The sequence below is a fragment of the Cognatiyoonia sp. IB215182 genome, assembly GCF_033963905.1.
Lineage (GTDB): Bacteria > Pseudomonadota > Alphaproteobacteria > Rhodobacterales > Rhodobacteraceae > Yoonia.
Genome location: NZ_JAXBMB010000001.1, coordinates 386,990 through 401,307, shown reverse-complemented (window position 1 = coordinate 401,307; position 14,318 = coordinate 386,990). Strand labels below are relative to the sequence as shown.

At 59.4% G+C, this 14,318-nt stretch carries 13 protein-coding genes; 7 read left to right on the top strand and 6 right to left on the bottom strand.

Features of this window, described 5'->3' with window-relative positions; all coding sequences use genetic code 11:
- Window positions 1-3: 3 nt before the first annotated feature.
- Entirely contained in the window at window positions 4-396 is a 393-nt protein-coding gene (locus SLH47_RS02105; RefSeq protein WP_320237663.1) for a cytidine deaminase, read from the bottom strand.
- 19 nt (window positions 397-415) lie between these two features.
- On the bottom strand, window positions 416-1,528 hold the full coding sequence (locus tag SLH47_RS02100) for a cupin domain-containing protein (protein WP_320237662.1): 1,113 nt from the start codon (window positions 1,526-1,528) through the stop codon (window positions 416-418).
- Between the two features lie 122 nt (window positions 1,529-1,650).
- On the opposite strand from SLH47_RS02100, the gene SLH47_RS02095 reads away from it, so the two are divergent.
- Window positions 1,651-3,930, top strand: coding sequence for an NADP-dependent malic enzyme (locus SLH47_RS02095; protein WP_320237661.1), 2,280 nt, complete (start codon window positions 1,651-1,653; stop codon window positions 3,928-3,930).
- Between the two features lie 70 nt (window positions 3,931-4,000).
- On the top strand, window positions 4,001-5,893 hold the full coding sequence (gene prpE, locus SLH47_RS02090; protein WP_320237660.1) for a propionate-CoA ligase PrpE: 1,893 nt from the start codon (window positions 4,001-4,003) through the stop codon (window positions 5,891-5,893).
- Between the two features lie 545 nt (window positions 5,894-6,438).
- On the opposite strand, the gene SLH47_RS02085 is transcribed toward prpE, so the two are convergent.
- A complete protein-coding gene (locus tag SLH47_RS02085; RefSeq protein ID WP_320237658.1) occupies window positions 6,439-7,203 on the bottom strand; it encodes an NAD kinase in 765 nt (254 codons plus the stop codon).
- 184 nt (window positions 7,204-7,387) lie between these two features.
- Here SLH47_RS02085 and glyA point away from each other — a divergent pair, with 184 nt between their 5' ends.
- On the top strand, window positions 7,388-8,683 hold the full coding sequence (gene glyA, locus SLH47_RS02080; protein WP_320237657.1) for a serine hydroxymethyltransferase: 1,296 nt from the start codon (window positions 7,388-7,390) through the stop codon (window positions 8,681-8,683).
- On the opposite strand, the gene SLH47_RS02075 is transcribed toward glyA, so the two are convergent.
- A complete protein-coding gene (locus tag SLH47_RS02075; protein ID WP_320237655.1) occupies window positions 8,668-9,612 on the bottom strand; it encodes a LysR family transcriptional regulator in 945 nt (314 codons plus the stop codon). The genes glyA and SLH47_RS02075 overlap by 16 nt on opposite strands.
- 90 nt (window positions 9,613-9,702) lie before the next feature.
- Between SLH47_RS02075 and SLH47_RS02070 the strand changes: the two genes are divergently transcribed.
- On the top strand, window positions 9,703-10,317 hold the full coding sequence (locus SLH47_RS02070) for a class I SAM-dependent methyltransferase (RefSeq protein WP_320237653.1): 615 nt from the start codon (window positions 9,703-9,705) through the stop codon (window positions 10,315-10,317).
- Here SLH47_RS02070 and SLH47_RS02065 read toward each other — a convergent pair.
- A complete protein-coding gene (locus SLH47_RS02065; RefSeq protein WP_320237652.1) occupies window positions 10,314-10,682 on the bottom strand; it encodes a hypothetical protein in 369 nt (122 codons plus the stop codon). The genes SLH47_RS02070 and SLH47_RS02065 overlap by 4 nt on opposite strands.
- Window positions 10,683-10,759: 77 nt before the next feature.
- Here SLH47_RS02065 and SLH47_RS02060 point away from each other — a divergent pair, with 77 nt between their 5' ends.
- The 3 genes from SLH47_RS02060 (at window position 10,760) to SLH47_RS02050 (ending at window position 12,100) form a co-directional block, all read left to right on the top strand.
- Entirely contained in the window at window positions 10,760-11,497 is a 738-nt protein-coding gene (locus tag SLH47_RS02060) for an alpha/beta fold hydrolase (RefSeq protein ID WP_320237651.1), read from the top strand.
- 61 nt (window positions 11,498-11,558) lie between these two features.
- On the top strand, window positions 11,559-11,672 hold the full coding sequence (locus tag SLH47_RS02055) for an entericidin A/B family lipoprotein (RefSeq protein ID WP_320237650.1): 114 nt from the start codon (window positions 11,559-11,561) through the stop codon (window positions 11,670-11,672).
- Window positions 11,673-11,740: 68 nt separating this feature from the next.
- Window positions 11,741-12,100, top strand: coding sequence for a hypothetical protein (locus SLH47_RS02050; RefSeq protein WP_320237648.1), 360 nt, complete (start codon window positions 11,741-11,743; stop codon window positions 12,098-12,100).
- Here the strand turns inward: SLH47_RS02050 and SLH47_RS02045 are convergent.
- The gene (locus SLH47_RS02045; protein ID WP_320237647.1) at window positions 12,093-13,721 is read right to left on the bottom strand and encodes a choline dehydrogenase; all 1,629 of its coding nucleotides are present in this window, start codon (window positions 13,719-13,721) and stop codon (window positions 12,093-12,095) included. The two genes, SLH47_RS02050 and SLH47_RS02045, sit on opposite strands and share 8 nt — an antisense overlap.
- Window positions 13,722-14,318: the final 597 nt, after the last annotated feature.

The window sequence follows — 14,318 nt, the reverse complement described above, 5'->3', positions numbered from 1 at the left end:
TTCTCAGACGCGGCTCATGTAGTCGGCGTCGAAAACGCCGGGCAGCAATTCGGAGACGGTCGTTTCAAGCGTCACGCCGTCCAGCGTCGTCAATGTGACTTTGACATCGCCCTTCGCAAATTCTGCGATCTTCTGACGACACCCACCACAAGGGCTAATCGGTTTGGGGCTGTCGGCAATGACGGCGATTTCGGCGATCTCCGTGTCCCCACCGGCGACCATGGAGGCAATGGCCCCGGCCTCGGCGCAGGTCCCTTCAGGGTAGGCCACGTTTTCGACATTGCAGCCCGTGTAAACCTTGCCGGACGTCGCGCGCAAAGCCGCACCAACCTTGAATTTCGAATAGGGGGCATGTGCGTTTTCGCGGACCGCGCGGGCGGCATCGATCAGGGACATGGAAGCTCCGCTTTTTGTTTCAGGCAGAGTGATCCGGGATGGGGCCAGATGCAAGGGTGCTGACGGCGCCGGGCAAGGTGACCTCAAGCAGTTCGATATCGTCGGAAGGTGCTGCATAGCGGGTCGCCATGCCCGGCGGGATCACGAATGCGTCGCCGGGCTCCAAGGTGTAGGGTGCCTTCCCCTCGCCTTCGAGCGTCATGGTCCCCTGCATCATGAAGGTGAAGTGGATATCCGCGTCATGGGTCATCCATTCGGGCGTCCCCTGACCCCGGCGCAGAACCTGCACGCCTGCGACATTCTTGGTGTTCTCGGCAATCGTCGTATCGCGCGCGATGAAACCGGGCAGGCGCGACGGCTGCCAGTCGGCGTGAGCTGCCTGATTGAACACGAACTTCTGCTCCTGCCATTCCCGGTCTGGGCGAAGATGAGGCGTGGGCAGCTCCATCTCGTGATCGATTTCGGTGATATGCTCGGCAGGCACACCGATTTCGATCACCTCGATGCCGTCGGACGCCTCCAGCACCCGGTGCCGGATTTCAGGCGGCTGGATAAAGCAATCTCCGGCGGTGAGACGGATCGGCGGGCCTTGATCCTCGTAAACCACATCAACCCAGCCGCGATAGCAGAAGATGAGCTGGAACCCGACCTTGTGGAAATGCACCATATCCGGAACCGGCCCGCCATCCGGGATACGAATGTGACTGGCGATAATCGATCCACCGAGACGGCTGGGGATCAGATCGCGGTAGTGCATTCCCGCGCGGCCGATCACCCAGGGCGCTTGGTCGGCCAAGCGCCGCACTACAAAAGCGTGATCGGTTTCGGGCAGGATCAGCGGCGGGTGCAGCGGGAGGATTGTGACCGGTATTGCGCCCGGCGAAGTGAGCGCCTTGGTCCCATCCGCGAAGTCGGGATCATCCGTTAGGATCCGCAATCCGGGGTTCGGGCCTGTCCCTTGCTCCAGACGCACGCGCAGCCCGTGCCCCGAATAGACCGCGACTGTGGGATCATCCGCCGGGTAGATCATGTCCAGCCGCATCCGCAGCACATTGCCGAAGAAACTTAGATCGGCGCGCAAGTCTGTCGTGGGCAAGCAGATTTCGGCCCGGATGTCATGGTCTTGTGTCATAGAACGCACCCTGTGAGGCCATGGAATGATTTGCAAGAGGCGCCAAAGCATGTTTAACCACAAGGGCGCTTTCCCCTGCGGAAAGAAAATGGTTTAATGTTAAACCATATTGGGAGGACCAGATGCCAGACGACGCGAAAGAGGGCCTGCGACAGGCCGCACTGGACTATCATCAGTTCCCCAAACCCGGCAAGTTGGAGATACGCGCGACCAAACCGCTCGCCAATGGACGCGACCTGGCGCGCGCTTATTCGCCCGGCGTGGCTGAAGCCTGTCTAGAGATCAAAGCCGACCCCAGCGTGGCCCGCGATTACACCGCGCGGGGCAACCTTGTGGCAGTCGTCTCGAACGGCACGGCGGTGCTGGGCCTTGGCAATATCGGCGGGCTGGCGTCTAAGCCTGTGATGGAAGGTAAGGCGGTTCTCTTCAAGAAATTCGCCAATATCGACTGCTTTGATATCGAGTTGAACGAGCCCGACCCCGAGAAACTGGCCGAGATCGTTTGCGCGTTGGAACCGACCTTCGGCGCGATCAATCTGGAGGATATCAAGGCCCCGGATTGCTTTATCGTCGAAAAACTCTGCCGCGAGCGGATGAACATCCCCGTCTTTCATGATGACCAGCACGGAACAGCAATTGTTGTCGGCGCGGCGGCCACTAACGCGCTGAGGGTTGCGGGCAAGAAGTTCGAAGACATCAAGATCGTCTCAACCGGCGGCGGCGCGGCGGGCATCGCTTGCCTGAACATGCTCCTGAAACTGGGCGTGAAGCGCGAGAATGTCTGGCTCTGCGATATCGAAGGCCTCGTTTATCGGGGCCGCGAAAAGGACATGACCCCGCAAAAGGCCGAGTACGCCCAAGGGACGACACCCGCGACACTTGATGATGTGATCGCTGGGGCTGATCTCTTTCTGGGGCTTTCGGGACCGGGCGTGCTGAAGCCCGACATGGTTGCCAAGATGGCCGACCGTCCGATCATCTTTGCGCTGGCAAATCCGACGCCCGAAATCGCACCGGAAGAAGCCCGCAAGGTGAATCCGCAGGCCATCATCGCCACGGGTCGCAGCGATTTTCCCAATCAGGTCAATAACGTCCTCTGTTTCCCATTCATCTTTCGTGGCGCGCTGGATGTTGGTGCGACCGATATCAATGACGAGATGAAGATCGCCTGCGTCGAAGGCATCGCGGCCCTCGCCCGCGCAACGACCAGCGCGGAGGCAGCGGCGGCCTATAAAGGCGAACAACTCACCTTTGGCGCTGACTACCTGATTCCGAAACCATTCGATCCCCGCCTGATGGGTGTGGTCGCCAGTGCCGTTGCAGGTGCCGCCTGCGAAACGGGTGTCGCCACGCGCCCTATCACGGATATGAAAGCCTACAAAGCCAACCTCGACAGCTCCGTCTTCAAATCGGCGATGATCATGCGGCCCGTTTTCGACGCCGCCCGCACCTCTGCCCGGCGAATTGTCTTTGCGGAAGGTGAGGATGAGCGGGTGCTACGTGCGTCTCAGGCCATCATGGAAGAGACCACCGACACACCTATCCTGATTGGCCGCCCGGAAGTAATCGAACTGCGCTGCGAGCGTGCCGGGTTGAATATCCGCCCCGGTGTGGATTTCAGTATTGTGAACCCCGAAAACGACCCGCGTTACCGCGACTATTGGGGCACATATCATGAGTTGATGGCCCGCAAGGGTGTCACGCCTGATCTGGCCAAAGCCATCATGCGCACGAACACAACTGCCATTGGTGCGGTGATGGTCCACCGGGATGAGGCGGATAGCCTGATCTGCGGCACATTCGGCCAGTTCCTGTGGCATCTCAACTATGTCTGCCAGATCCTCGGCACAGATGAATACCACCCGGTCGCCGCACTTTCGCTGATGATCCTAGAAGACGGGCCACTATTTTTGGCCGATACGCAGGTTCACCCTGAACCTACCCCTGAGCAGATCGCCGAAACGGTCATCGGTGCTGCCCGCCACGTGCGCAGGTTTGGTGTTGAACCCAAGATCGCACTCTGCTCGCACAGCCAGTTCGGCAATCTCGACAGCGATAGCGGGCGGCGGATGCGCGCGGCGATGGAAATTCTCGACAGCCGGCCGCGCGACTTCGCCTATGAAGGCGAGATGCATATCGATGCAGCCTTGGATGTTGAACTTCGCAACCGCGTCTTTCCCGGCGCGCATCTGGACGGGGCGGCAAATACGTTGATCTTTGCCAATACCGATGCCGCCTCTGGCGTGCGCAACATCCTGAAGATGAAAGGCGGCGGGCTGGAGGTCGGGCCGATCCTGATGGGGATGGGCAACCGCTGTCATATTGTGACACCCTCAATCACCGCACGCGGTTTGCTGAATATGTCGGCAGTCGCTGGCACACCGGTCACGCATTACGGTTAGTGCACGGTCCGGCTTGCCGCCCCGACCGGCTGCGCGTAACACTTTCGTCTGAAGATGACGGGAGGCATGTATGGGTTACGCGGACGTTTACGCAAGCTGGCAGAATGATCCGGAAGGGTTCTGGTTGGAGCAGGCCAAAGCCATCGATTGGGTGAAACCGCCCAGCAAGGCTCTGGATGACAGCAAGGCGCCGCTTTACCGTTGGTTCACCGATGCGGAGGTGAACACCTGCTACAATGCTGTGGATCGTCATGTTGAAAATGGCCGGGGCGATCAGGCGGCCATCATCTACGACAGCCCCGTCACCAACACGAAACGCCAGATTACTTATGCTGAACTTCAGACGCGCGTGGCCTCACTCGCGGGAGCGCTGCGTGCCAAAGGCATCGAAAAAGGCGACCGGGTCATCATCTATATGCCGATGATCCCCGAGGCTTTGGAGGCGATGCTCGCTTGTGCCCGGCTCGGCGCGATCCATTCCGTTGTCTTTGGCGGCTTCGCTGCGAATGAACTGGCAGTGCGGATCGACGACGCAACCCCAAAGGCGATTATCGCGGGGTCATGCGGAATCGAGCCGGGGCGCGTGGTGCATTACAAACCGCTCTTGGATGAGGCCATCGATCTGGCCAGCCACAAGCCCGATTTCTGTGTGATCTTCCAACGCGAACAAGAGGTCGCCGCACTCACACCCGGTCGCGACTACGACTGGCACGGTTTTCAGGCCGACGTGGCGCCCGCGGAATGCGTGCCCGTCAAGGGCGACCATCCCGCCTATATCCTCTACACATCCGGCACCACCGGCGCGCCGAAAGGCGTCGTGCGCCCCACGGCGGGCCATCTTGTGGCGCTGAACTGGACGATGAAATCGATCTACAACGTCGATCCGGGTGAGGTCTTCTGGGCCGCCTCTGACGTGGGTTGGGTCGTGGGCCATTCCTACATCTGCTACGCCCCTCTGATCCACGGCAACACGACCGTGGTGTTTGAGGGCAAGCCTGTCGGCACACCCGACGCAGGCACGTTCTGGCGCGTTATCGAAGAGCATAACGTCAAATCCTTCTTCACCGCGCCGACCGCCTTCCGCGCGATCAAGCGTGAGGACCCGAAAGGTGAGATGATCAAGGATTACGACATCTCCGGCCTGCGCGCGCTCTATTTGGCAGGCGAACGCGCGGACCCCGACACGATTGAATGGGCGCAGCGCGTCATGGGCGTCCCGGTCTACGACCATTGGTGGCAGACCGAAACAGGCTACACCATCGCCGGCAATCCAGCTGGGATTGAGGCTCTGCCGGTCAAGATCGGCTCACCCACCGTGGCGATGCCCGGATATGACGTGCAGATCCTCGATGAGGCGGGGCACCCGATTCCCGCTGGTGAGTTGGGCGCCATTGCCGTGAAGCTCCCCCTGCCCCCCGGTACCCTGCCCACGCTGTGGAATGCGGAAGAGCGTTTTATCAAATCCTACCTCAACACGTTCCCTGGCTATTACGAGACCGGGGATGCGGGGATGATCGACGAGGACGGCTACCTTTACATCATGGCGCGCACCGATGACGTGATTAACGTGGCCGGGCATAGGCTCTCGACAGGTGCAATGGAAGAAGTCCTCGCCGCGCATCCGGATGTGGGTGAATGCGCGGTGATTGGCGTGACAGATGAGTTGAAGGGTCAATTGCCCTTGGGCCTCATTTGCCTGAATGCAGGATGTGATCGTCCCCATGAGGAGATCAAAAAAGAGGTCGTCACCCGCGTCCGCGATCAGATCGGCCCAGTCGCCGCGTTCAAACTGGTCACCGTCGTCGACCGGTTGCCCAAAACCCGCTCCGGCAAGGTTCTGCGTGGGACGATGGTGAAAATCGCCGATGGCGAGGATTTCAAGATGCCCGCGACGATTGATGATCCGGCGATCTTGGAGGAGATCCGAGAGGCGCTGATGCCGTTGGGGTATGCGGGCAGCTAAGTTTTGCCGCCGACTGACACTCTGGAGTGTCAAGAGCATCGCTTGCCATGCTACCGCACAAAAGCAACGTGTAAATGGATTGAGCTATGGCACAGGGTATTAAAGAACATGTCGGCTGGGTGCTCCGTATCATGATTTTGATCGGTGGTACCTACATGGTGATTTTTCACGATTGGAATCGTGAAAGTTACCGCATTGGAGCAATCGTCTTTCTCACTCTAAGCCTCATAGAGATGGTCCAAATGATCAGGAAGCGACAGAAGTAGAGTAAAATCAAAAATACTTCGAATCCGCGCTTTAGAAAACGACTCCGATTTCGAGGACTGAGGGCCGCCCCCGACCCTGGGCCGGAGGCCGTCTTGCAAAAGGTCCAGTGGACCTTTTGAGGCCGAAGGGTGCGGTAGCACAGGGGGCATCGCAGATGCGCCCTCCCGGTGGGAGGGTGTCGCCATTGTCGCTCGGACCAATGGCGCGAAAATGACGACCGCGGCCCGGGCCGGGGGCCCGGTCTCACAAGTGTGAAAACGGGACCCAAAATCCGCACCTCAAACAAACTGCTCCCTGATCAATCGTTCTTCCAACCCATGCCCCGGATCGAACAGAATCCGGTGCCGCACCGATGGCTCTGAACGGATTTCGACACTCACCACATCGCGGACGGATTTGCCGTCGGCCTCTGCCATGACAGGCCGCTTGTTTGGGTCTATCACGTCGAGCCGCACCACGGCACGTTTTGGCAACAGCGCCCCGCGCCAGCGGCGGGGGCGGAAGGCCGAGACTGCCGTCAATGCCAACACGTCCGACCCGATGGGCAGGATTGGCCCATGGGCGGAGTAGTTGTAGGCGGTGGATCCAGCTGGCGTGGACACAAGCGCCCCGTCGCAAACCAGCTCGCTCATACGCAGCTTGCCATCTACAGTGATCCGCAGCTTTGCCGCTTGCGGCCCCGCCCGTAGCAGGCTCACCTCGTTGATCGCAAGCGCTTCATACATCTCGCCATCCGCAGTCAGCGCTGTCATGGCGAGCGGGTTGATCACCTCTTCCTCAGCCTCCTGCAAACGGGCTCGCAGGCCGTCTGCGGCGAATTCATTCATCAGAAACCCGACCGTCCCCCGGTTCATCCCGTAAACCGGCACATCCAGCCCTTCGGTCGCATGCAGCGTCTGCAACATGAACCCGTCACCACCAAGAGCCACGATCACATCCGCCTCATGCGCCTCCACATCGCCATAGGCTGCGGCCAGTTCGCTTTGTGCGGTTTGTGCAATCGGTACGGGGCTCGCGACAAAAGCGATCTTGGGGCGCGACATTGGGCAAAAACCTTTCAGTTCCGATACGTTGTGCGGTGATCGCACCCGAAACGCAAGACGCGCATATGAAACCTGCGTGACGTGCTCATAAACATCTTGGTCGTTTTGATGCTTTAGAACGCCGCGATCCTGGGGTATCAGAGCGCAATTTTTGAGAAGTCCGGCACCTGAAGGGGGATGCATCATGAATATCACCGTCCGCGACAACGGCTTTTTCACCGAAACACTCGATACCCGCGATCCGGAACTGCATGCGGCCATGCAGGCCGAGCTGAAACGCCAGCGCAAAGAGATTGAGCTGATCGCATCGGAAAACATCGTCTCTGCCGCCGTGATGGAGGCGCAGGGCGGCGTGATGACGAACAAATATGCCGAAGGCTATCCCGGGCGTCGTTATTACGGTGGCTGCGAGCATGTGGATGTGGCGGAGAACCTCGCCATCGACCGCGCCAAACAGCTTTTCAATTGCGGTTTCGCCAATGTGCAGCCGAACTCCGGGTCTCAGGCCAACCAGGGCGTGTTTCAGGCGCTTCTCCAGCCGGGTGATACGATTCTTGGCATGTCGCTCGATGCCGGTGGGCACCTCACCCACGGCGCCAAGCCCAACCAGTCAGGCAAGTGGTTCAACGCGATCCAATATGGTGTGCGCCGTCAGGATAGCCTTTTGGATTATGACGAGGTCGCCCGGCTGACGGCAGAGCATCAGCCCAAGATGATCATCGCCGGTGGCTCGGCCATCCCCCGCATCATCGATTTCGCGAAGATGCGCGAGATTGCCGACACCGTTGGCGCGTATCTACTCGTCGATATGGCCCATTTCGCAGGCCTCGTTGCGGCGGGTCTCTACCCCTCGCCCTTCCCTCACGCCCATGTCGCCACCACCACCACGCACAAAACGCTGCGCGGCCCGCGCGGCGGCATGATCCTGACCAATGACGAGGCGATGGCGAAGAAATTCAACTCAGCCATCTTCCCCGGCATCCAGGGCGGTCCGCTGATGCATGTGATCGCAGGCAAGGCCGTTGCCTTTGGTGAGGCGCTGCGCCCCGAATTCAAGACCTACCAGGAACAGGTCATCAAGAACGCACAGGCTCTGGCCGATCAGTTGATGAAAGGCGGGCTGGACATCGTCACAGGCGGCACAGACAGCCACGTGATGCTGGTCGACCTGCGGCCCAAGGGCGTGAAAGGGAATGCCACTGAAAAGGCACTTGGCCGCGCCCATATCACCTGCAACAAGAACGGCATTCCTTTTGATCCGGAAAAGCCCATGGTCACATCGGGCATTCGCCTCGGCTCTCCTGCGGGGACGACACGTGGCTTCGGAGAGCCTGAGTTCCGCCAGATCGCCGATTGGATCGTCGAAGTGACCGAGGGGCTGGCTGCCAACGGCGAAGACGGCAACGGTGCCATCGAGGAAAAGGTGAAAGCCGAGGTCGAGGCGCTCTGCGACCGCTTCCCGATCTATCCAAACCTCTGATCACCCATGATTTTCTGCGTTTGCCGCGGACCCGGCAGGGTCCGCTGCCCCAACACCTGCGCCAGATGGTCGTAGACCAGCCGAATGCGCTTTGAGCTATGCAGTTCACGGTGAACGGTCAGCCAGTACGGCACTTCAACGGGTTCAAGATCAGGCAGGATCATCTCCATATCCGGGAAGGCTGAAGCCAAATCTTCGGTCATCGGCATCAAGCCGAGACCCTGACGCGCAAACTCCCAACTGGCTACACCGCTACCGCCCAGAATGGCGAGGTTTTTTGCGGAAACGGGCAGCCCCCAATTCTGCAGGAATGTGATCAACTCCTCCGCATCGTCGATGCCGATAATGTCAGCCCGGGCGACGTCCTCGACACTGCGGATGGGACCGATACGACGCAGATAATCACGGCTGGCATAAAGATGCCCAAAACTGCGACGCACCTTGCGGGCGATCAGGTCCGGTTGGGTCGGGGCGACATGCCGCACCGCGATATCCGCCTCGCGCCGCTGCAAGTCCGACAGCGCGTTTGACGCAAGCACCTTGATGCGCACCTGCGGGGCAATCCTGCGCAGATCAGTCACGATATGCGGCATGATATAGACAGCAAAGATATCGGTGACCGAGATGCAGACCTCACCCGTCACGGTCTCTGACCGGCCAGAGGCGGTGAGGGCCGCCCCAATCGCGCTTTCACCCATCGCCCGAAGATGCACAAGCATATCGCGTCCGGCTGGCGTCAGTTCCAGCTTGCGCCCGATCCGCTCGAACAGAACGATATCAAGCGCCTCTTCGAGACCCGCAACCTGCCGCCCCAACGTGGGTTGGGTCATCTTCAGCGCGCGCGCCGCAGCCGAGAACGACCCCGTTTCGGCGGTCACCAGAAAAGCGCGCGCTTGGTTCCAGTCAAAGTTCAGAGCCTGCCAGTTCATGCATTTATGTATAACCAAGAGGCAAATCTTGGCAATTCCGCAATTGAGCATGCACGAATAACATAGAGCAAATCCGAAAAGGAACGGAACATGCAAAATGCAGCCTTCTGGGATCGCATGGCGCCCAAATATGCCAAAGACCCGATCAGCGACCAAGCCGCCTATGAAACCACTTTGGGGCGCATGCGTCATTATCTGCAGCCTCACCATCACGTTGTCGAACTGGGCTGCGGGACAGGATCAACCGCGCTGGCTCTTGCGCCCGGGGTGCAAAGCTATCTTGGCACGGATGTCTCACGCGGCATGATCGACATCGCGCGCAGCAAGCTGCAACCAGACAGTCCTGAGAAACTAAAGTTCGAAGTGGCAACAGCAGCCGAACTGCCGCTGGGGCCGGTTGACGCTGTGCTGGCGCTAAACCTATTTCATCTGCTGCCGGACCTACAGCAAGTCCTTCGCAACATCGAATCCGCCCTTCCGAAAGATGGTTTGCTGATCACCAAGACAGCCCTTTTGAAAGAGGGACCGTGGTATCTCGGCGTGATGATCCCGGTCATGCAGGTCTTCGGCAAGGCACCTTACGTTCTGCGCCTATCCCAATCCGAGCTCTTATCCGCGATAGAAGAGGCCGGGTTTGATGAGGTGGAGACCATCCTTCAGCAAGGGACTGCACCGCGGCTGTTCACAGTGCATCGCAAGCGTTAAACAAATCCGCGCAGCACAAGAACAACCAACACCAGCACACCGGTGACCAGAAACACAAAAGCAATCGACGCAGCAAGGTTGATCATAGCGGTGATCCGTTCTTGCCTGGGATCCAGTCCATCCAGATGGGCGACGATATTGCTGTAAGCGCGATCCATTTTCTTGCCATCAACCATGCGCGCCAGCTTCGGATTGGCCATCAAATCGTAACTCTCAAGAAAAAAGCGTGCGTCGCGCCGGATATGGCGTGGCAAACGCCGCCCTGCCTTGCGGACCTGCGCCTCAAGGTCGCGCCCCTGCACCCGCAGCTTTTCCGCAAAAAGCGTGCGCAAAGCATCAACCTGGTATTCAACAGACTTCCCCATCCCTGCCCGCTAGGGGCTTGGGGCTGAGGGTGCAATCCCTCTGGAACTTCGAAAGGCGGAAGGGTTAGAAGCGATGCATGTTGAACACGGTTACTTATGACGGCCCCGGCCAAACACCATTGCTGATTGCCCATGGCCTTTTCGGATCGGCGCGCAATTGGGGTGTCATCGCCAAACGCCTGTCCGAAGTAAGACCGGTCGTTGCGGTGGACATGCGCAACCATGCCGGCAGCCCCTGGTATGACACGCATTCCTATGCTGATCAGGCCCAAGACCTTGCAGAGGTGATTGAGACGCCCTGTGATGTGCTCGGGCACTCCATGGGCGGCAAAGCCGCCATGCTGCTGGCGCTTCAAGCCCCGGAAAAGGTGAACCGTCTGATCATCGCCGACATTGCCCCAGTGGCCTACGGCCATTCCCAGATGGGGCCGATTGAAGCCATGCGGCGCGTTGACCTCGCCACCCTCCAAAACCGCGCTGATGCAAAGCACCAATTAGGGGACCTTGATCCGGGGGTTCCAGACTTCCTGCTGCAAAGCCTTGATATGAAGGAAAGAAGATGGCGATTGAACCTGGATGTGCTTGAGGCCGAGATGGACAAGATCATCGGGTTTCCCGAGGTCTCGGGTCAGTTCGATGGTCCGACGCTATTTCTGTCAGGCGGGACATCTGACTATGTCCAGCCCGATGCGCGGGCCACGATCAAGGGTCTGTTTCCAAATGCGAAGTTCGCAAAGATCCCGGGCGCAGGCCACTGGCTGCACGCCGAAAAACCGCGTGAGTTCGAAGCTGCCGTCACCGCGTTTCTCGCATGAAAAGGTCATTGCCGAAAAATCCCGACCGCTCTAACCTGCTAAAAACGAACGAGGAAAGATGATGATCAGAATAATCGCTTTGACGGCTCTTCTGGCCTTACCGGCCTGCGAAACCGCGCGCGGCTTGGGGCAGGATATCAGCAACGCAGGCGACGCGATCAGCGACGCAATCTAAACCAGACAGACTTGACAGGCATGCTGCGGCGCAGCGAAACTTGAGGTATTTGCTTCAAGGAGATTGCGATGCTCAGCCCATTTGACATTTGGTCACCCACCTTCCACGCCCCGTTTTCGGGTGACGTGACACAAGAAATCACACCCCGCGTCTTTTCGCCCGATATCAAAGGCAGCATGGGGATTGAAAACCGTATTCAGACCCAGGTCGCCAGCTACGGCACACAATTGGGCAAAATCCTCGAAGCGCTGATGGTGCTTGCCGATAAGGACAAGACAGCCCTGCCCGAAATCGAGAAACTCATCGCCGATATTGAAGCGGTCAAGGCCGATGCCAAAGAGGTCTTGCGCGAAGAAGCCATCGCCGCCCTCGCCCGGCTCGAAAAAGTCGACCCTGAGGCTCACGCGGACCTCGTGAACCTCAGGTAGCGTCAGCGCCGGCCAACGTTTTGCACTTGATCAAATCCGCCGCTTTCTCGGCAATCATGATCGTGGGCGCATTCGTGTTCCCGCCGATCAGCGTCGGCATCACCGACGCATCGATCACGCGCAGCCCCTGCATGCCGCGCACCTTCAACTGCGGGTCGACGACGGCCATGTCATCCACCCCCATCTTGCAGGTGCCGACGGGGTGATAGATTGTGTCGGCCCGCGCGCGGATATGGCGCTCCCACTCCGCGTCGCTCATCCCTTCCCGCGTGCCGTGCAACTCCTTATGTCGGAACGGCGCCAGCGGTGGTGCCTGCAGAATCTCCCGCATCATCTTCGCCCCCTTGATAATCGTCCCCAGATCGCGCGGGTCCGACAGGAATTGCGGGTCGATCGCGGGCGCGGCCAGCGGATCGCCGCTTTGCAGACCCACCATGCCCCGACTATGGGGGCGCAGCGCGCAGACATGGCAACTGAACCCGTGCCCCAGATGCAGCTTGCGCGCATGATCATCGACAATCGCAATCACGAAATGCAACTGGATATCAGGCCGGTCGAGCGCCGGATCCGTCTTTAGAAACGCAGCCCCTTCAGCAAAGGGTGAGGCGAGCATGCTCTTCCCGTCCTTCCGCCAGCGCAAAGCATGCCGGATCAGGTTCCAGGTGCCCCGCGCGCTGATCCCGAAATTGTCCCGATCCTTGGATTTGTAGGCGAGGATAAAATCGAGATGATCCTGCAGGTTCTGCCCCACGCCGGGCAATTCATGCACCATGCTGATGCCATGCGGCGTGATATCCTCGGGCCGCCCGACCCCGGACAATTGCAAAAGCTGGGGTGAGTTGAAGGCCCCACCGCAAAGCAGCACCTCTTTGCCCGCCAGCACCTGTTTCTCGGCCTTGCGCTGCCGATACATCACCCCCGTCGCGCGTTTGCCCTGAAACAGCACCCGCGTCGCCTGTGCGCGTGTAATCACCGTCAGGTTGGGGCGGTCCATGACGGCATGCAGATAGGCCGCTGCCGCCGAACACCGTTCGCCCGCGCGTCGCCCATGAAACTGCGTGACCTGATAGGTCCCGATCCCTTCGTTGTCACCCCGGTTGAAATCCGCCGCCTCGCGATGCTGCAAGCTCGTGCCCGCCTCGACAAAGGCCCGCGTAATGGGCCGAATTGCCTGCTGATCGGTCACATGCAGCGGGCCATCGCCTCCATGATAATCATCCGCCCCGCATGAATTATTCTCGGACTTGCGGAAATAGGGCAGCACATCATCCCAGCCCCAGCCGTCGCAACCCAGATCGGCCCAGCCATCATAATCCGACCGGTGCCCGCGCACATAAAGCATCGCGTTCAGCCCGCTCGACCCGCCCAGCATCTTGCCGCGCGGCTGATAGCCCCGCCGCCCGTTCAGCCCCGGCTGCGGCACGGTCTGATAGGCCCAATTGCTGATCTTCGGCCGCCCCGGCAGCATCACCAACGCTCCGGTCGGCAAGCGGTAAAGGAGCCCCTTCGCGGGCCCCCCGGCCTCTAGCAGGCAAACGGATGTGTTGGGGTCCCCCGAGAGGCGCGCCGCCAGGACAGAACCCGCCGAGCCCCCGCCCACAATCACATAATCATAGGCCATCCCGCCCTCCCTTGGCGCGCAAGGTAAGGCTGCGATGTGGGAGATGTCCAGCGGGTCAGACCACGGGTGAGGTCAGAAAAGTCGCCAGACAAAGACCGCCCATCAGAAAGAGAAAAGCGTGAGGCAGAAAGCGCATCGGATGCTCCATCGCGGGATGATGGAGGTTAAACGTGGGAGGGTGCGGTTTCCGTCGCGTGGGTTTCACCCACCCTACGTTTGCTAGACTAGGGTCATGTGTCTTGAACAGTCGTCTTTGACGCTATTGATCAGGAGTCCGTGCAATAGCAGCGATAGCGATTTGTATTCTCCGCGCGATCCGTAGAGTCCATGCGCTAGCCCATTCCTCAAAGCACAACCAAGCGCAAAGATCTCACGATCATCACCATTTCGGAAGCATTCGATCCGCTTCTTCAGCGCATGACTGTCCATAAAGCCTTCAATTTGCTGAAGATCTTTCGAACTTATCATACTTCGGACGCTTTGAGCTTCTGAAGTATAGTTCTGTGAAATCTCATCAGCTAGGTCGTACCATCGCATCTTTCCAGCCGAAGTGGCTTTGGACCTTAGCCGTGAGTAAGCTTCGAAGGCGACGAAGCT